The 19,434-nt window shown below is 57.4% G+C and carries 13 protein-coding genes and 1 pseudogene; 9 read left to right on the forward strand and 5 right to left on the reverse strand.

Going from position 1 to position 19,434, the window contains the following annotated elements; genetic code table 11:
* The 8 genes from L901_RS21305 to L901_RS27215 all read left to right on the forward strand — a co-directional run bounded on the left by L901_RS21305 (position 1) and on the right by L901_RS27215 (position 12,409).
* Positions 1 to 543, forward strand: coding sequence for a hypothetical protein (locus tag L901_RS21305; protein WP_059760107.1), 543 nt, complete (start codon positions 1 to 3; stop codon positions 541 to 543).
* A 3-nt stretch (positions 544 to 546) separates the two neighbouring features.
* Positions 547 to 1,047: a hypothetical protein gene (locus tag L901_RS27205; protein WP_147401504.1), complete on the forward strand. Its 501-nt coding sequence runs from the start codon at positions 547 to 549 to the stop codon at positions 1,045 to 1,047.
* Positions 1,047 to 1,343 (forward strand): hypothetical protein, encoded by a 297-nt coding sequence (locus tag L901_RS27765; protein ID WP_245289678.1) that lies wholly within the window; start codon positions 1,047 to 1,049, stop codon positions 1,341 to 1,343. Before L901_RS27205 ends, L901_RS27765 begins: the two co-directional genes overlap by 1 nt.
* A 61-nt stretch (positions 1,344 to 1,404) precedes the next feature.
* Positions 1,405 to 10,035, forward strand: a complete 8,631-nt coding sequence (locus L901_RS21320; RefSeq protein ID WP_245289679.1) for a hemagglutinin repeat-containing protein — start codon at positions 1,405 to 1,407, stop codon at positions 10,033 to 10,035.
* The gene (locus L901_RS27210) at positions 10,032 to 10,286 is read left to right on the forward strand and encodes a hypothetical protein (protein WP_142779267.1); all 255 of its coding nucleotides are present in this window, start codon (positions 10,032 to 10,034) and stop codon (positions 10,284 to 10,286) included. The genes L901_RS21320 and L901_RS27210 overlap by 4 nt, the downstream gene beginning before the upstream one ends.
* 344 nt (positions 10,287 to 10,630) lie before the next feature.
* The gene (locus tag L901_RS27955) at positions 10,631 to 10,885 is read left to right on the forward strand and encodes a barstar family protein (RefSeq protein WP_371259725.1); all 255 of its coding nucleotides are present in this window, start codon (positions 10,631 to 10,633) and stop codon (positions 10,883 to 10,885) included.
* A gap of 186 nt (positions 10,886 to 11,071) precedes the next feature.
* Positions 11,072 to 11,815, forward strand: coding sequence for an AHH domain-containing protein (locus tag L901_RS21325; RefSeq protein WP_197419716.1), 744 nt, complete (start codon positions 11,072 to 11,074; stop codon positions 11,813 to 11,815).
* 27 nt (positions 11,816 to 11,842) lie between these two features.
* Complete coding sequence (locus tag L901_RS27215; protein WP_147401502.1) at positions 11,843 to 12,409, forward strand: imm11 family protein; 567 nt, start codon at positions 11,843 to 11,845, stop codon at positions 12,407 to 12,409.
* A gap of 445 nt (positions 12,410 to 12,854) precedes the next feature.
* Here the strand turns inward: L901_RS27215 and L901_RS21335 are convergent, their stop codons facing one another.
* From L901_RS21335 to L901_RS21345, 3 genes are read right to left on the reverse strand one after another with little or no spacing between them, the layout of a single operon-like run.
* Complete coding sequence (locus L901_RS21335; protein ID WP_059760116.1) at positions 12,855 to 13,463, reverse strand: ATP-dependent Clp protease proteolytic subunit; 609 nt, start codon at positions 13,461 to 13,463, stop codon at positions 12,855 to 12,857.
* 41 nt (positions 13,464 to 13,504) lie between these two features.
* Complete coding sequence (locus L901_RS21340; RefSeq protein ID WP_059760117.1) at positions 13,505 to 13,861, reverse strand: SRPBCC domain-containing protein; 357 nt, start codon at positions 13,859 to 13,861, stop codon at positions 13,505 to 13,507.
* Positions 13,858 to 14,172 (reverse strand): helix-turn-helix transcriptional regulator, encoded by a 315-nt coding sequence (locus tag L901_RS21345; RefSeq protein ID WP_003524773.1) that lies wholly within the window; start codon positions 14,170 to 14,172, stop codon positions 13,858 to 13,860. Before L901_RS21345 ends, L901_RS21340 begins: the two co-directional genes overlap by 4 nt.
* 159 nt (positions 14,173 to 14,331) lie before the next feature.
* Between L901_RS21345 and L901_RS21350 the strand changes: the two genes are divergently transcribed.
* Entirely contained in the window at positions 14,332 to 15,888 is a 1,557-nt protein-coding gene (locus L901_RS21350; RefSeq protein ID WP_020809894.1) for a phospholipase D family protein, read from the forward strand.
* 16 nt (positions 15,889 to 15,904) lie between these two features.
* Here the strand turns inward: L901_RS21350 and L901_RS21355 are convergent, their stop codons facing one another.
* Both L901_RS21355 and L901_RS21360 read right to left on the reverse strand, forming a co-directional pair.
* Positions 15,905 to 16,738 carry a response regulator gene (locus tag L901_RS21355; RefSeq protein WP_003524770.1) on the reverse strand — a complete coding sequence of 278 codons (834 nt, stop codon included), beginning with the start codon at positions 16,736 to 16,738 and terminating at the stop codon, positions 15,905 to 15,907.
* A gap of 162 nt (positions 16,739 to 16,900) precedes the next feature.
* A pseudogene (locus tag L901_RS21360) lies at positions 16,901 to 19,413 on the reverse strand (FAD-dependent oxidoreductase).
* Between the last annotated feature and the right edge of the window lie 21 nt (positions 19,414 to 19,434).

A 19,434-nucleotide genomic window follows, 5' to 3' on the forward strand; every position in this document is an offset into this window, starting at 1 on the left:
ATGAAGATCGTGACGATTTTTATCGCGGCGGGGGCTGCACTTTTGTTGGCGGGTTGCCAGACGGCGAAGCCGCTTTCTCCGGAGCAACAGGCGAAACAGGACGAATATAATCGCGAGAATGATCGAGTCGCCAAGGCGGATTGCGGACTGGTGGATTTGCTCAATCAGCGCAGGACCAAGGTGGACGAGAAGCCACTACATGCACCCGACTGCGCCTATATGCGCAGGAACAATACTCTTGTGGGTTTCGACGGCCGCCCGACGCCTTTACCGAATTTTGCCTTCAACGGGATCCCCGTGCCGATTGGCGGCGTCGTTGCACTCGCCCAAGCGGCGGAAAAGGCGACCAACGAGGAACGCGCAAAGAAAGCGCAAATACCAGCCCATCTGAAATCCGAGGATGGAGCAATCGTTTATCGGAAGATGATTCTTCGCGGGTTCAAGGAGGCCGAGGTTGCCGCAGTCGCGGACAGTAGAGCTTTCTCTCACGCGGCCGTTGCGACGGGTCGCGGTCGGCAATATCTGGCATCGGGCGCGAGGTAAGCCATGCGCGTTACATTTGTCGGTAAGGCTTTGATCGCATTCAGCCTGATTGGACTTGTCGGATGTCAGGGGGCTGCTCCATCTGCTGAACAGGCAGCCAGGCGGGAAAAAATCGAACAAGCGAATCTGCGCAACGCACAGGCGTTTTGCACGATGATCGATGAGGCAAATCGATTGACAATCGCTCGCCGGCAGATGCCGCCTGAAAACGACGATTGCGCCTATTTCAGGCGCAACGGCACCCTTGTCGGCTACAGTCCGGCGGTCAGAAACCAATATACGGGCTTCTTCGACAATCTGCGGGATGTCGCGGCCTACGGTCGCGCGCAGAAGGCAGCGTTGCCAGTCTCGGTGAAAAACGACCCGGACGCTTCGGATATCTATCGCAAATTGCTGATCCGTGGTTTTGACGAGGGGATTGCCGGTGAAGTGTCGCGTTCGCGCGCGTTCCTTGAGGCAGCTATCGCCTTCCGGCACGCACGGCAGTCGCAAGGAATAAAATAATGGCTTGTTGGAAGATGACGCGTTTCCTTCCCGTTTTCCTCTCGCTGGCCCTGGCTGCCGGCTGCCGGCCCACCGATCCGCAGCCGGTCGCGACACTGAACGGCGAAAAGATCATGTCGGCGACATGCACCAATTCGATCGTCACCCCGACGGAGCAATCCTGCAAAAAGGCTGTCCTCGAAAAATGCCGACCGGGGGCGACCATCGCCGACATGAGCGAAACATCTCGCCCGGTTTACCGCCATCCGGGATGGACCACGCAATATATCTGGACCGTCCTCATAAAGAACTGCTGACGGCGCAGTTTGCGTCTACCCGAATATGAACTCAATTGCCATTGCTGGTGGGAGTATCCGAATGAAAACGATGATGGTCAAAGCGCTGATCCGCAAGTCCAGACCGGGCAAGCTGGTCAAAAAAGCGACCGCATTGGTGACGTCGGTCAGCCTTGTGCTGACGACGATCGCCGGTTCATTTGCACCCGCCAGCGCGCAGGTCATCACAGATCCGACCGCGCCAATTGAGTTTCGTCCAAATGTAACGTCTTCGGGCAACGGAACGCCGACGCTGAACATCGTCAAGCCTTCGAGCGGCGGCGTCAGTCACAACAAATTACGCGAGTACAATATCGATACGCGCGGGCTGATCCTGAACAATTCCGGGCTTGGCGGAACCTCCATCATCGGCGGCAAGGTTGAATCCAACCCCAATCTGGTCGGTGGCGGCTCCGCCAAGATCATCGTCAACGAAGTGACAGGCAGCAGACGTTCCAACCTCAATGGCGTGACCGAGGTTTTTGGTTCAAAGGCCGACGTGATCGTGGCCAATCCTAATGGCATCGATTGCATGGGATGCGGATTTATCAACACCGGCCGCGCGACGCTGACGACCGGGACACCGCTTATCGACTACAATGCGGGCACGGTGGGACTGGAAACCAGGTCTGGTGACATCACCATTTCCGGTGCCGGCGTTTCGGCCGCGGGCGGCCAGTCGCCGGACGAGATCCGGCTTGATGCAAAGTCGATCCGGATCGATGGCCTGATCGATGCGCGGGGTCGTATCGACCTCAAGGCCGGCTCCAATCGCACGGATGGTTCAACGGGCAAAACGACGGCCATCGCCGGCGATGCAGCGGGCCAGGGGATCGTTTTGAGCGCGGCAGGCGTTGTACGCGCGGCATCGATTGCGGCCCTTTCCAGCGATCTGAGCACAGGAATTTCGCTGGCTGGCAATATACAGGCTCTTGGTATGCTCGACGCCAATGGCGCGCTCCTGCCGGGCGCACTTTCGCTTGTCTCCGCTGGTGATATCCGGATGGTGTCAGGCGGTGTGGCGGGCAACGCCGACCTTCGTGCAGCAGGCGCGCTTCAGATTGCGCGCGATCTCGCGGCCCAGGGAGAAATCTCCATCACCGCCCGCGATGTTTCTCTCCTCGATACGGCGACCGTAGAGGGCGGGCGCGGCCTTTCCATCGTCGCGAGTGCCGACATTGTTTCCGCTGCCGTCCTCAAATCCGGCGGTGTGATGACGGTGGAAACCGGCGGTAATGCTTCTCTGTCCGGCATTATCGCCAGCGTCGGCAATATGAACCTGCGTGCGACAGACAAACTTGCCACCGACACAGCGACCCTTGTTGCGCCGAACATCGACATCAGGGCGAAGGATGTGACGCTGACATCGACCTGGTTCGAACCGGAAAACCAGGGTTCGATCACGGCAACCAATGTCGAGATCGGTGATGGCACCCAGTTCAAAAAGACCTCCAAGGTATTTATCAACGCAGCCGAAGAGCTGACCATCGGCACCCGGATCGATACTGGGGAATATTCCAAGCTTTTCATGGCTTTCCGGGACCTGGCTATTTCGAATACCGGCAAGTTCACGACGGGCGACCACCTGTTCGATGTCCGCAACTTCAGGAATGCCGGCGTACTCCTTTCAAGCGGCCAGCTCGCGATCAACGCTCAGCAGGCTATCGTTGATGCAACGGGTGTCATCAAGGCCGGGACGCTCAGGATAACGACCGAAGGCAATCTCACCAATCTGGGAAGCCTCCTCTCCGAAACGACGCTTACGCTTCTTTCTGACGGAAGCATAACAAACGATGGAAAGATCACCGCAGCAGGTGAACTTGAACTCGATGCCGTAAATTATATCGCCAACTCGCAGGGGGCCCAATTGGCTGCCCGGATGGCAGTGCTGATCCTCGGAAGCGAGCTCCGCAACAACGGAGCGATTAGCGCACTCGAGACCGTCGATATCCGCGCGGGTGGCGAGATCACGAACACCGGTACGATCAGCTCCAATGCAGACCTCACTCTCGTGGCGGCTGATATCCTCAACTCTGGCGCAACAGCATTGATCGGAACACATGGAAATCTTTCGATCACGTCCGGTCACCTCGCCAACCTGTTCGGCACTCTCCAGGCCAATGGAAGCTTCGAAATCGCCGCATCCGGCTCTCTCACTAATGCCGGCCTGCTGCTCGGACGGTCTAACCTTGGAGTTACAGCCTCAGCACTGACCAATCTCGAAACCGGCAAGATCCATGCGGGACGGATAGATATCAAGCTGGTTTCTGGAGACCTGACCAATCTTGGTCAGATGGTCAGTGGAGACACGCTCGGCATTGTCACTGCGGGAAGTGTCCTCAACGACGGTGTCGTCCAGGCGAGGTCATCCACGCTGCGCCTTGAAGCCGTTTCCTACGTTTCCAATTCTCCTGCGGCGGAATTGGTAGCGGCGAACGCAAACATCATCCTTTCAGGTTCTTTACGCAATGCTGGTCTGATCGCCACGCCTGGAGCGCTGACTCTGCACGCGGCGCAGGGTGCGCGAAATGAGGCAAGCGGCGAAATCGTCGCCAAGGTGATCGAGACGAAGGTCGTTGGTGATCTCGTCAATCTCGGCAAACTCGTTTCCGAGACGACGCTGAGTGCCACCGTTTCCGGCCTTCTTGCCAATAGCGGTTCTATCCATGCCGCCGGCGATCTGGAACTGACTGTAGCCGATCTGATCAACAGTGGTTCCGGGTCAAGTATAGCCAGCAACGGCGACATAACCGTTCTCGCCTCGCGCGGTATCGCCAACAATGCAGGTTCAATCGCTTCCAATCGCGTGCTAACGCTTTCGGCAGACACTACCTTGTCGAACTCCGGTCTTCTGCAAGGTAGCGAGGGACTTTCAGTTTCGGCCCAGATGCTTGATAACCAGCAGACGGGGCGTATCTATGCCGGTTCGACACGCCAGACAGAAAATGGCCTCGTACCCGTTGGCGAACTGACCGTAAACCTCTCCGGAAATCTCTCCAATCTCGGCCAGATCGTTTCGGCCAACGGTGCCCTGCTTTCAGCGACCGCGAGCCTTGGTAACAGCGGATCAATCGAGGCCGGTGGAAACCTGCGTCTGCAGACTTACAGCTATATTCCCGGTTCTTCGTCTGCCCGTCTGGTGGCCCGCAATCTCGACCTCATCCTTGGCTCGTCCTTCACGAATGCCGGGTTGCTTACCGTTGCCGGCAAGCTTGGTCTCGATGTCAAAGGCAATCTTGTCAACGGCGCCACAGGTAAAATCGATGCCGGTGCGATAGAGACCAGTGTCAGTGGAAACCTGCACAATCTCGGTTCGATCCTGACACCCGGAACACTGAACGTTGTGGTTGGCGGCCTGCTGACAAACGAAGCGCTGATCCATGCCGGAGCGGGATTGAAAGCCCAGGCCGCGTCGCTCGCCAATGTCGGGACCAATGCCGCAATCAAATCCAGTGGCAACATGATCCTCGAGGTTCGCGGCAATCTCGACAACAGCCTCGGCCGTATATTCGCTGGCGGCAATCTTGCAATCGAGGTCCTGTCAACGCTGACGAACGCATCGGCCCGTATCGAAAGCGGCGCCGATATGCAGATCAAGGCGACGGCACTGATCAATACCGCCCTAGATGGGACGGACAGCGCGCAGGACTATTACCAGCTCGGTGATCTCAGCATTCTCTATGCGACCGAGCGCACCAGCAGCCCCGCGCGGTACTGGGGGACAATGACCGCCACGCGCGATGAGTTCTCCGGGATTGTTCGAGTTCGATTGCCCGGCACGATCCGCTCCGGCGCCAATATGGCGATTTCAGGCGACGCCCTTGAAAACCGCGAAGGTCGTATCCTCGCGGTCAAGGACCTCTCCATCGACGTGAACCGTATCCTCAACGATATGGTCACCAGCAATGTCGATCACTATCGAGTGCAATGGGGCGGTGTCCGCAGTTTCATGGATAGCGGGTCCGGCAAGTTTCATGCGCCGGTCGGTGCCGATCCGCGATGGCTCGTGGCACAATTCAACCCCGCCGTTTTCAAGGACCCGGCGCTTGCCGAACGCGCTGAAGGCGGCAACCGGATGATTGTCATTTCCAAGGGCAAGTCTCCGGTGACGATCACCTATTCGGGTAAACAGAAATACAAGGATGGCGTCATCAACGGAGGCGCCGTCCAGGTCATCGAATACGCGGACGCGGCAAGTCTGCTTGATCTGGCCGCACTCGGTATCGATCCGAACAACATCCCCGACGTGATCATGATCGGCAGCCGTATGGCCGAGGTCGGGACTGGGCCCTACGGCAACGCCACGAAAACATATGTCGGAACCGCCTCGGTCGGTGTCGGCTCCGTGATAAAGTCGGGCGGCTCTTTGATGATCGATGGCGGCGCCGCGATCACCAATCGCGGCACGCTTTCCGGAAGCCTCGTCTCCATTGAGGCAGGTGAGTTGCAAAACGGTCTTGGCACGCCCGGCGGTATCGATGGTTCCAGCTTCGGCAATTACAGCGGCACGACGCTTGTTGGCATCAGTGGTAATGCCGGTTCGGCTATTGGCAACGCCGCAGGCCAATTGGGTGTCGTCAACTTCGTGCTCGATGATGTCTCGGTTCCGCCCCTTGATCTCGGGGCTTTCGAAGCGCGGAACCTGCACAGTGTCAATGCCTCCGATTTCGGCAACCTCGTGCGCGTTACCGGCTCGACCGAAGCTGCGCGCCTTCTCGGCTCGGCGCGCATAGATGGCGCGGCGCTCACCTTCTATGCGGATCCTGTCGCGGAAGCCAAGGCTCTCGCCGAGGCGGCCCGCCAGCAGGCTGGTACGCATCTGGTCGTCGATCCTTCCCTCTCTGTGGAAGAGCAACGGGAGCAGCTTTACCGCAATGCGGCGGAATTCGCGGCGAGCACTGGCGCGCAATACGGCGTGGCCTTGACCGAGGCGCAGCGCGCTGCTCTCGAAAAGCCGATCGTGTGGCATGAAACCCGCATCATCGACGGCAAGCCGGTGCTTGTTCCGCGCCTTTACCTGCCCTCGCAGGACGAGCTGCTCCGTGGTGGGCGCGGCGCCGGCCTGATCGCTGCCGACGATCTCCTGATCGATATTGACGGCAAGCTCAACAACAGCGGCGCAATCGTGGCCTCCGGGCTCGCCTCGATTTCCGCCTCCTCCATCCTTAACCAGCGCCTGATCGATCTCGATGAGCGTGACCGTGCACTTGCCGGTGGGCGTGGCGACAGCGGCCTCATCTCTGCCGGCACGCTGTTCATGGCGACCGATGGCGATCTTTTGAATCGGGGCGGCACACTTGCCTCGGCAGGCGATATCGATCTGAAGATCGGCGGCTCGCTGATCAACGAAACAGAGCGCTACACCCGCACCGTCGATTCACAGGACGGTTGTGTCGGCAAGGCCTGCGGTACCCTGCGTACCGATTATAATGTTGCATCCATCACGGCCGGACGCGATCTGACCGTCATCGCCGACCGGGATATCGTCAATAGCGGCGGTACACTCGGCTCCGTCACCGATATGCTGCTGGCGGCAGGGCGCGATGTAACCTTCGAGACGCTGAAGGACAGTTTCGTCGCTGAAGATTACAAGAAGCGCGGTTTCCTGTCGGGCATCACGGTACTGCGCAACGAGATCACTACAGCAGAAGCCAGCGCCCAGTCGCTGGTTGGCGATGTCTCGATCCTTGCCGGCTACGGCGTATGCGACGGCGGTAGCCTGTGCGCGAAGGGAACCGCTCCTGGCGATGTTCTTCTGAACGGCGCGCTGGTCAGCGCCTTCGACAAGCTCTCGATCGACGCCACCGGCAAAATCGACATGGGTGTCGTCAGTGAGGAAGTTCATAACCGATACAAGGAATGGGGTTTCAAGGGGCTAGGCTGGGGCTCGGTCAAGCAGGCGTGGAACGATGTCGATACGACCGTCACCCGGCTTTCGGGCAATGATGTCTCGCTCAATGCCAAGGGTCCTATCACCGGAACGGGCGTGAAGATCGCCGCCGTCAACGACCTTCTGATGAAGACCGATGACACGATCCGGCTGGAAGCGGCGCAGGATGCGCTTTATTTCACGGAGAAGGGTTTTTATGTCGGGCTGAGCTTCCCCGGATCGGCCGGCATAGACGCCGCACTGAAGGGCGGCTCCGGCGGCCAGATCCTGTCCGGCCTTGCCGGCATCAATCCGCTGACCGCCAAACTCGCAACGCTTGCCAATGCCGACAATGGACTTGCGGCGGGGCTGGCTGTTGTCAATCTGGCGACCACCGGTGCTTCCATTTTCGGGAAGCCAGCATCGGAACTCGGCAAATTGGGTATCGATGGCGGTGGGGCGGCGGTTGGCAAAGGACTAAACGACCGCCTCAATCCACTATCGCAGTTCACGGACGAAAACGGCAATTTCTCGGCCAAGAATTTTGGCATCAACCTGTCGGTCTGGAAGAGCGAGCAGCGCTGGAGCGAGAGCCAGATTTCCGAGCTTACGGCTGGCGGCGATATCGTCATGAAGGCCGGGCTAGACGTCATTCTGGATCAGGGCACGAAGATGGTCTCCGGCGGCGATGTCACCATCGATGCCGGCCGCGATATCCTCATGGCCGCACTTGTCGATTACGCAAAAGACAAATCGTCCTCCTTCGGCCTGCAGCTCTCCCTGTCCTCGATCGGCTTCGATATCGGCAAGTCGAAGGGCTATGACGAAACGCTGACGAATGCCTCCATCACCGCCGCCGGTAATGTCTCGCTGACATCGGGCCGGGATACGGCGCTTCTCGGCGGCAACATTATCGGCAGGACGGTCGATCTCGATGTCGGGCGCGATCTCACCATCCTCTCGCCACAGGCTCAGGGCTGGCGGGACGGCTTTTCCTTCGGCCTGACGGTTGGCGTCAACCCGGCCGACTGGAGTGTTCGCGGCTCGAAGGAGGACGGCTTCAAGGCGTGGTCCTCCGGCTCGGGGATTGTCGCGGCACAGGGCATCGACATCAAGGTTGCCGAAGACACCACGCTGGTCGGTGCGCTGCTTCAGGCGACCGATGGCGATATCAGCCTCGATACCGGCACGCTGACGGTGGCCGACCTGAAGGATACCGACCAGTACAAGAACGTTGGCGGGTCTATCGGCATCAGCGGCGGTGGGCTAAACTCCGTCGGCTTCTCCTATGAGAAGAAGGACAAGCAGGGCGAGACCCGCACGACGCTCGATGCCTCCGGTGAATTGAACGTCACCATCCGCGATGCGGACAAGGACGGCATTGCTGGAACGGAGGCCGACAAGGCGGCGGCCGAGCAGCTACTCGCCTCTATCAACAAGGATGCCTCGAAGTATCAGGAAATCACCAAGGACAGCTATACCAAGCTGTCGGGTGAACTCGATGTCCAGAATCTGATCGAGTTCGGCGATAACATCAAGGCGATCCAGAACTATCAGCGGGCTATGAACACCGCCATTCCGGAAGCCATCGCTGCGGAAGGGCCGGAAAACGTCGACTACTATAGGCGTCTGCTGGCCAACGGTCTAACGCCGACTGAAGCGGCACGCGCTATCGAGGCCCCAGAGATCCAGCAATTCGTCTCAAGCCAGCGTGTCTGGAACGACGCGGTTGGTTTCTATGGTTCGGCGAGCAAGGTCCCGGCTGAAATCAAGGCCGCAATTGCAAACGGTATAAAGCTTGATTTTTCTACAGGCGAACCGCTGATAAGACGGGAAGGCTGCGAAACCAATGGCTTCGGTTGCGAAGTAAAATTCCAGACGCAGAATGCTGAGGGCATGCGTCAGGCCGAGATTGCAGTTTCCAACGCGAAGTCCGAACTCGAAACGTTGGTGCCTCAATTACAAGGGCTGCTCGACAAGGCGCTTTCCGGCGACCTTACGATCAATCCCGCTGCACTGTCGCTCGAGATCGAGAAGACCAAGGCGAAGATCTCTGCCGCCATGTTCATCTATGAGCTCTGCTATGACACGGTCGGTGAAACCTCACTCGTCAAGGTCCTGAACGACGTGGTGAATTCAACACCATCCAACGCGGGTGGCATCTACGGGGAACTCGGTGCAGCAGATGTTACAGGTTTCCTCGAGACAAGCTTCAGCGACGTCCGCCGGAAAGTCTTCTACAGCGACAAGCCGGGAGCAATCGAAACTGCAGATGAAGTTTTTCTTCTGACACCAAGCCCCGCATTCGTCGCGTCGGGCGCCAAACTCACCGGGAAGGTCATCGCAAGTGGAGCTTTGCGACTCTACGAAACAACTGCTGGCAAGTGGTTGTCGAAAGAGGCGATCGAGTATTCGATCAGCAAGGATGTAATAGCAAAATATAATCCCTTAAACAAAGGGCCGCTTCCAAATGACATCGCGCAGACGTTTAGAAGCGGAACCTATGACGAAGTGGTGACGACCAAGCCCACGACCCTCTATCGCGTGATCAGTGACGATGGAAACCCCGCTGGCGGTTACTGGACTACGGCAAAGCCTAGGGGGCCTTTGCAATCTGTTATCGATAGTGCACTCGATCAAAATTGGGGTAATAAAGCGACGCGAATAGTCGAAATGGAGGTGCCTCCAGGCACGAAATTGTTTGAGGGCGTTGCGGCCCAACAGAGGGCGCTCGTCGGCGGCGGTAATCAAATCTATTTCGATCGATCGATCAACCCATTGAATCCCAACTGGATAAAACAATGAAAAACTGTGACTGGGAAGAAATTTCCTCCTTCAGAAGCTTAAGCGAATATCAGCGATTTTTAGCTTGGCTCGAAGAGCAAGTAAAAAGAGGAGAGTGCGAAGAAATCGTAGAAGATAAGACTATTTTCTTTGAACCGGCCGAGCGTAAGTTTCGCTGTAGAGAGAGTGGTCAAATATGGCGCTTGTTGTGTCCTGATCCGGGCTATTTCTCAGGTTCATGGCGTCCTGAAGTGATTGGCACTGAGAGGTGACACCGGCTCAGTTCCCCGGCAATTTTACATGCCAGCGTGAATCACCCTATCCCATCCCCTTTGGCTTAGAAACGATATCCATCACCTCACGTCCCCAGACCACGCCGCGATTTGCGATGGCTCGTGCAATATCTTCCACTTCCGGCTTCCGGGCTTGGATAATTGTCGTCGCCCGCGATAGCTCGACCTGCGGATATCGGTTACCAAGGTGGTTATCGTGGAAAGGCGCGATTGGTGTATTCCAACGATGGAATGATATATTATTCACCTGATCACTATAAGAAACTCGAAATGATTGGAAACAGAGCAGGAGGAATAAACTGAAAGAGATAAAGCTAGACCTTCTGAACATTGAAACGGAAGATCAGTTCCATGATTTTTTTCAAAATAAATTAGAATTTCCTTATTATTATGGGAGAAATGCAGATGCGTTTTGGGATTGCATAACCGATATTTTCGATGAAATATCATTTCATATATTAAACTACGACAAGCAAAGTTCTTTTGTTAAAAGGCAAATAGATATATATATTTACATGATGTTTTTGTATCAAGAGAAGAGAAAAGGTCGTTTTTCCGTTCACGTTTACTTCGATTAAGCGTTAAACACTGTCATTACCGAGGTCGACATGGGGTCCGACAGCAAGGAAGTAGAGAACCATTACAAGCAATAGGGTTTCAAGGGTCTGAGCTGGGGTTCGCTCAAGCAGGCGTGGAACGATGTCGATACGACCGTCATCCTGGCCAGCAAGCGTGATGCTGCGTTCCGCGATCTCTTGAATTGAGTGTCCGACAACCCGGCCAACGATATGCTTGCAGCATATCGAGCCAATCCCTCCGGGTTCCAGGTGTTGGCGTATCGGACCTACGACGTAACGCGCGTCAATCCCCAATCTGTTATCGCAGCAGTTGAAGGGCTGGCCGCGGGCGGCAACATCGCTCAGTTCGAGACCGACATAACCCTGGCGCAGTTGCCGCGTTCAACTGCGCTTGATGGATTGTTCACAATTGCCGGAATTGCCTACGAATTCACGCCGGTCGCCGATACGGTTGCTATGGTTGAAGCCGCCGATAGCGGTGATGTAGCCGGCATCATGATTGCAGGTGTTGGTTTCCTGCCCATCGCAAAGGCAGGGAAGCTTCTCGGTAAAAGTGCATCCGCAGTCAAGGATGTCCTTAAGGCCGGCGGTGATGAGGCAGCGGAACTCGGAAAGCAAATTGTCGACAAAGCACCAATTCACCATATCTGCACAAACAAGAATTGCGTATCGACCGCTAGCGGAGGCCCTTGGACTCCTCGGTTTGAGCAGATTTTTCAGAACGCGGGGCTTGATCTCCAAGATGCATTGAACAAAGTCGCCGTGGTAGGTCACAAAGGACCTCATCCTGAAGCATATCACACATATGTATTCAAAAACCTGACCGCTGCGACGTTTGGTTTGCAAGCCGGATCTCCGCAGTACAAAAACGCAGTAGAGGAAACTTTAAAGCGCATGGAAAAGAAGCTTCTACGCCAGGAAATCCAGTAAATGATTGGCTAACAAAGAGGTAGTGAATTGTTATTTTGGCAGCTTGAAGACGACATAAATTACCCATCGAGATGGTACCTCAATGAAATAGGAGGAAAAAATGTCGATAAAGGATATAATTGGCAATTTTTAACGGGAGATGGTGTTGTAGACGAAAAGTATACATTATCTTTGACGCGCGACGGTGCCGAGATGGACTTTACTCTCACTGATGCATTCGTCGTCCCTATAGTTAGCGGTCGATTAAAGGATGCCCTTGATTTTGTTGAAGGTGTAAGATTTTTCGAGATTTTGTTGGAAAGAAAGCAGCAGTCTATATATGAGTATTACGCAATGGTGACCGACAAAATGGTAGATTGTTTCGATGAAAAATCGTCTATTTTTCAGATTTTCACGCCAGACGACCCAATTCGCCCAGATCGAGCAGGAGAATACCATTCTGTTCTCAGACTCGCCGTCGATCCAATAAGGGCTGCTGGGCATGATATTTTTAGAATAGAGCGGTATCCTACGGCACTTATTGTAAGTGATCGCATCAAAAGAATTTTGGATCAGCTTGATCTGAGCGGGCTAAGATTCGTGTTATGCGCTTGACGTGTTGGGTATTCATCGCATGTCCAGAAGTTTCCCGGAGCCCGCCGACGTGATGGCGGCTTACAGGCTGCATCGCGGCGTCGATATTCGCGATGTGGCGGATGCCCATGTGCTGGCGCTGACCAATGCGGGGGGGGCGATTTCCAGCGCTATATCATATCGGCAACCACCCCGTTTTCCGCCGATGACTGCGACAGCCTCGCCAAGGATGCCGCTTCCGTTCTCCGGCAGCGGACCCCGGCCCTCGCCGACGCTTTCACGCAGAGGGAATGGGCGCTGCCGGCAACGATCGACCGGATCTATTCGCCCGCTCGCGCCGCCGAGGGCCTGGGCTGGACATCCCGCTTCGGTTTCGGAGAGGTACTTGCACAATTGGACCGTCGCAGTCTGGAGGTCCTGCCTGTGGGCGCCAATATCAGCAGGAAATCCGAATAAGCGTCCGGCCTTATGCCGCGACATCCTCACGAATGCCCAGAATGCGATCGATCAGGCCCCATTCCAGAGCTTGCTCCGCCGTCATGAAAAAATCCCGGTCCATGGCCGCTTCGAATTTTTCATAGCTGTGTTTGCAATGCTCGGAATAAAGCCGCGTCATACGGTGCTTCGTCTGCTTCATCTCTTCGGCATGGATCAGCATGTCCGAAGCCTGCCCCTGGAAACCGCCCAGCGGTTGATGAATGTGGATGCTGGCATTGGGAAGGGCGCTCCGCTCGCCCGGTTCACCCGCCATCAGCAGAAACGATCCCATGGAGCGGGCCGTTCCCATGCAGAGCGTATGAACCGGTGCGCGGATATAATGCATGGTGTCATACATGGCGAGACCGCTGGTAACCACACCGCCCGGTGAATTGATATAGAGATGGATCGGTTTCTTCGGGTTTTCCGCCTCGAGAAACAGCAATTGCGCGCAGACCAGCGCCGAAACCGCATCGTTCACCTCGCCGTTGAGGAAGATGATCCTTTCCCGCAACAGCCGGGAATAGATATCGAAAGACCTTTCTCCCCTTGACGATTGTTCGACTACCATAGGGACGAGTTGCATCGCTTCGCGCATCGGCGAACTCCTGTCGTTGAAATGCCGGGGAACGTTCCGGATCAGGCGGCGAGCTTGATCGGCGAACCGTTATGGTTTGCAGCGGCCTTTATCATCCGGCCGGTATTGACGGGCAGGTCATGAATGATGCGCAGGCTGGTGCCGCCATGGGCATTCGCCGCGATCCTGAAGGTGACGGTGCTTTCCAGAAATGGCGGATTATCCTCGCGCAGCCGGTAGCGTACCTCCTCGCCGGGTTTGATATCGATCACATCGGGTTCCGCCAAAGCCTCATTCGGCAGCCAGTTTTCACGAAACGCCGGAATGCTGATGGCGCGCCAGACCTTTTGCGGCGGCTCGTCCAGATCATATTCAAGCTCGATGCCGTTCTTCGGCGCTTCCGGTGTCTGCCTGTTCATTGGTCCATATCCTTCAGCAGGAGTTTGAGAGCCTCAATGCGCTGCGGCCAGTAGGCGCGATATTTGCCGAGCCAGGCCGCAATGCGCGTCAGCCCGTCCGGATCCACTTCATAATTGACGAAACGGCCCTGCCGCTTCTCGACCACCAGCCCTGCCCCGCGCAACACTGAAAGATGCTGCGACATGGCCGGTTGGCTGATCTCGATCCCCTCACGCAGGGCGGAAGCGTTCATGGCGCCATCCGCCAGCTTTTCGAAAATGGCGCGGCGCGTCGGATCGGCCAGCGCCCGGAAAATATCGTTCTCTGTCATGACAACACATAAGCACACACTTATGTGATTCACAAGCCCTTTCGGCGCGTGGAAAACGCGCCTTTTTCACGCTGATGGCACGAGGTGCCGTGAACGCTTTATCCGCTCGCGCGTTTTCATCCCGCCTGATACTCTTCGGGCCGGGAGCGATCAAAACAAGTGACTGCATTTACGGTCTTCATCGTCATTCTTCTTATGGTCATCGGGCCGAGCCTGTTTGTCGTCATCGGCAAACAGCGGGAAAAGGCCATTCCAAAGCGCCCCTCCACCGCCCTGCCCCTTGCCGAAGACGCAACGACGCTGGACCGGCACTGGCAATCGATAAGAAACGGCTGGAACGAGAAAAATGCGCTCTGCCTGCTGCATTCCAACCTCGATGCCTTTGCGGTGCGCGTGGCGGCGGCGCGTGCCGCCGGGCGCAGCCTCGATCTGATGTATTACATGTGGAATGCCGACCTGACCGGACGGCTGATGATGCGCGAAGTCATCGCCGCCGCCGATCGCGGCGTGCGCGTGCGCCTGCTGCTCGACGATCTCGGCGTCTCCATCTCCGACCGCATCTTCCACGCCATCGACAGCCATCCGAATATCGAGTTGCGACTGTTCAACCCCACCAGGGCGCGGGAAAACATTCTGCATCGAAGCATCGAGCTGGTGCTGCGCTTCCGAAGCGTCAACCGGCGCATGCACAACAAGGCCTGGATTGCCGATGGCCGGGCCGTGATCGTCGGCGGGCGCAACATTGGCGACGCCTATTTCGACGCCGCCGAGCGGGCGAATTTCCACGATTTCGATATTCTCGGCTTCGGCAGGATCGTCGCCGACGCCACGGAAATCTTCGACGATTACTGGAACAGCGCCGTTTCCGTGCCCGTGCGCTCGCTATTGGCGCGCAGGCCGAGCAAACTCGCAAGGCTGCGGCGCGAACTCGATGCCCTGCCGAAAAGCGAAGCGGCAAAACCCTATCTGGAGCGCGTCGAAAGCCAGTATGGCCGTGACCATTTCCTGATGTCGGACCGTCTGCACTGGGTCGAGGCGGCGGATATCCTCGCCGACCCGCCGGAAAAGGCGGCGGGCAAGCGCCGCAAGGGTCATAACTTCCTGATGGAAAGCCTGCTGCCGCTGATGCAGGCGGCAAGCGACAGCCTGCACATCACCTCCCCCTATTTCATTCCCGGCAAACAGGGCGTGGGGATATTTCTACAGCTCGCCGAGAACGGCGTGTCGGTCGCCATCCTCACCAATTCACTGGCCGCGACGGATGTGGCCGCCGTGCACGCCGGTTATGCCCGCTACCGAAAACCGCTTCTCTCCGGCGGGGTGCGCCTGCACGAGCTGCGCGCGCAGGCGGATCAGTCCAACTTCACCCTGCGCGGCTCGGGACAGGCGAGCCTGCACACCAAGGCTTTCACCCGTGATGGCAGGACCGGCTATATCGGCTCGCTCAATTTCGATCCGCGCTCCGCCTCGCTCAATACGGAAATGGGCGTCGTGTTCAACTCGGCCCCGCTGGTTGCCCGCATGGACGAGATATTCGCGGGCGAAATCCGTCGCACCATGAGTTTCGAGCTGGAAATCGACAAAGGCAGGCACATCGTCTGGATGACGGAAGAACAGGGGCGGACAAGGACATACCGGCGCGAACCCGACGCCACCATCAGCCGCCGCATCGTCGCCGGTATCATGCGCTTCCTGCCGCTGGAATCGCAGCTTTAACGGGGAAAGCCTAGGCTCAGGCCGCCGGCCTTACCCCCGCTTTCGCCAGCTGTATCTGCACCAGCGTATCGAGGTTCTGATTGACCCGGCAATAAAACTCCTCGTCGATGAAGGGGCGCAGCATGAAATCGTTGCCGCCCGCCTTCAGGAACCGCGCCGAAAGCAGCCGGTTGGTGGAGGAGGACACCCCGATGATGCGCAGCTCATGCGACCCGCGCACGGTGCGGATGCGCCGCGTCAGTTCGAAGCCGTCAATATCGGGCATGTTGTAATCGGTCACCACGAGGCCGATATCGGGATTGGCCTTCAGGATATCGAGCGCCTTCGCACCGCTGTCGGCCAGGCTGACGCGAAAATTATAACGCTTGAGACGGCTCGAAAGCAGCGCCCGCGCCGTCGGGCTGTCATCGACGATCAGCACGTGATGGCGGTGGTTGGTGAGAAAGCGGCAGACGGATTCCGTCAGCATATCCACGGCGAAAATATTGTCCTTCAGAATATAATCGACCACATCCTTGGCGATCAGCGTTTCGCGCGTCGCCTCATGAAAAGTGCTGGTGAAAACAATGGTCGGGATCGAGAGATCGATCAGATATTCCAGCGCCTCGCCCTTTTCCGCCCCCGGCAGGTTGATGTTGGAAATCGCCAGCGTCACCGGTTCGGGAGAATGTTCGTAACAGGCCTGCAATTCCTCGAAATTGCGGCATACTTCCACGGTAACGCCCAGCAGTTCCTTCAGGCGCATGCTCACCATCTGGGTGAACACATTTGTATCTTCCGCCAGCAAGATGCGGCTGTTGGTAAAAGGCACGCCAGAATATTGCATGCCCGTAATGCCTAGAAAATTCATTCTGCCCCGATCCCCCATCGTATGTCAGGGAAAGATAGCAGGCTCATTTTTCAGAATCATTAATAACACTTTTGCCGGAAAAGCAGTTGAGCACATGCTTACCTAAACGGAAATACGGCCCACGAGGGGCCGTATTCCGACTGCGGGAGGGGATATTTTGTCTCAGGCGCGCAGAAGCGCATTGTCCGTGTCGAACGGGCTTTCTTCCACCACTTCGGCATCGTAGGACGTACCGAGAATGCGGATCTTGAGCTTGGTGCCCACGGCCGCATATTCCGGTTTGAGCATGGCGAGCGCGATGGATTTGCCGAGACGCCAGCCGAAGCCGCCGCTCGTCGCGCGGCCCGCGAGCGCGCCGCTTTCATCGAAGATCGCTTCCGAACCGCGCGCATCGACATCCGTATTGCCTGACACGGTGAGCGTCGAGAACACCCACTTCACGCCGGCCTCCTTGTAGGCCACCAGCGCATCGCGGCCGATGAAGCTCTTCTCCGGGCGCAGGAAGCGGTCGAGACCCGATTCATAGGCGTTATATTCGACCGACAGTTCGCGTCCCATGTTGCGATAGGATTTTTCGAGCGACATCGACACCATGGCGCGGATACCGAAGGGCTTGATGCCGAATTCGGCGCCCGCTTCCATCAGCCGGTCGAAGATGTAGTTCTGCATCTCGATCGGGTGGTGCAGTTCCCAGCCAAGCTCGCCCACGAAATTGACGCGCAGCGCATGCGCCGTCGCCACGCCGACGGAAATCTGCCTGCCGGTGAGCCAGGGGAAATCCTTGTTCTCAAGGCTGGTGCGGGTCAGCTTCTTCAGGAGATCGCGCGACTTCGGACCGGCAAGGACCAGCACGCCGTATTTCTGCGTGATCGGCTGCAGCACCACCGAACCGTCGGTGGGCGCAAGGCGGCGCAGCACGTCATGGTCATGCGCTTCGAGACCACCGGCCGAAACCAAGTAGAAGCGGCCCGGCGCCCATTCATAGACCGTGAATTCCGCCTTCACGCCGCCATTCGGCGTCAGAAGATGGGTGAGCGCGATACGGCCGCGCTTCTTCGGCACCGCATTGGCGAGAATGCTGTCGAGCCATGCCCGCGCACCGGGGCCGGAAACCTCCATCTTGGCGAAGGCCGACATATCGAGCACGCCGACATTCTGGTGAACATTCTTCACCTCGTTGCCGACATGTTCGAAATAGTTCGAGCGGCGGAACGACCATTTCTCGACGATACGGCCGTCATCCAAAGCCGGCGCATGGTTGTGGCTGGTGATGACATCCGCACCGACGCCGAGGTCTTCCTCGCGCAGCGCATAACCTTCCGGCGCATACCAGTTGGCACGCTCCCAGCCATAGACGGAGCCGAAGACGCCGCCGAGCTTCTTCAGGCGGTCATAAACCGGCGTTGTCTTCAGCGGGCGGGCGGCGGAGCGCTCCTCATCCGGATAATGCATGGTGAAGACGTTGGCATAGGCTTCCTCGTTCTTGGCGATGAGGTAGCCTTCCGTAGCGTAAGGGCCGAAGCGGCGCGGATCGACACCCATCAGGTCGAGCGTCGGCTCGCCATCGACGATCCATTCCGCCAGTTGCCAGCCGGCACCGCCGGCAGCGGTGATGCCGAAGGAATGGCCTTCGTTCAGCCAGAAATTCTTCAGGCCCGGTGCGGGGCCGAAATCGGGTTGCCGTCAGGCGTATAGGCGATAGCGCCGTTATAGACCTTCTTGATGCCCACTTCGCCAAAGGCCGGAACGCGCACCATGGCGGTTTCGATATGCGGCATCAGGCGGTCGAGTTCCTCCTGGAACAGCTCATATTCGCTGTCATCGGAGGGACCGTCGACATAACAGACCGGTGCGCCGACTTCATAAGGACCTAGGATCAGGCCGCCCGCCTCCTCGCGCATATACCAGGCCGAGTCGGATTCGCGCAGCACGCCCATTTCCGGCAGGCCCTGGCGACGGCGCTCCTGAATGGCCGGGTGCGGCTCGGTGACGATATATTGATGCTCGACCGGAATGACCGGAATGTTGATGCCGACCATCTCGCCGGTCTTGCGGGCAAAGGAGCCCGTGCAGGAGATGATATGCTCGGCGATGATCTCACCCTTGTCGGTCGTCACCTTCCAGTGACCGTCTTCAAGCTGCTCGATGGCGGTGACGGTGGTGTTGCGATAGATGGTCGCCCCGCGGTCACGCGCACCCTTGGCGAGCGCCTGCGTCAGATCGGCAGGCTGGATATAACCGTCATCCGGATGCTGAATGGCGCCGAGCAGACCGTCCGTCTCGCAGAGCGGCCAGATTTCCTTCACCTGCTCCGGCGTCAGCATGTTGACGCGCACACCGATGGTCTCGGCGATACCGGCATAATACATATATTCGTCCCAGCGATCCTTGGTGCGGGCGAGACGGATATTCGAGACCTTGGAGAAGCCGACATTCATGCCAGTCTCTTCCTGAAGCTCTTCATAGAACTTCACGGAATATTTGTGAATCTGGCCGACCGAATAGCTCATGTTGAACAGCGGCAGAAGCCCGGCCGCATGCCAGGTGGAACCCGAGGTCAGCTCCTTGCGCTCGATGAGCACGCTGTCGCTCCAGCCCTTCTTGGCAAGATGATAAAGCGTCGAAACGCCAACGACGCCGCCACCGATCACCACCGCCCGTGCATGTGTCTTCATTTACAGAACCCCTGAAAAGCG

It is taken from the genome of Agrobacterium sp. D14 (assembly GCF_001526505.1).
GTDB lineage: Bacteria > Pseudomonadota > Alphaproteobacteria > Rhizobiales > Rhizobiaceae > Agrobacterium > Agrobacterium leguminum.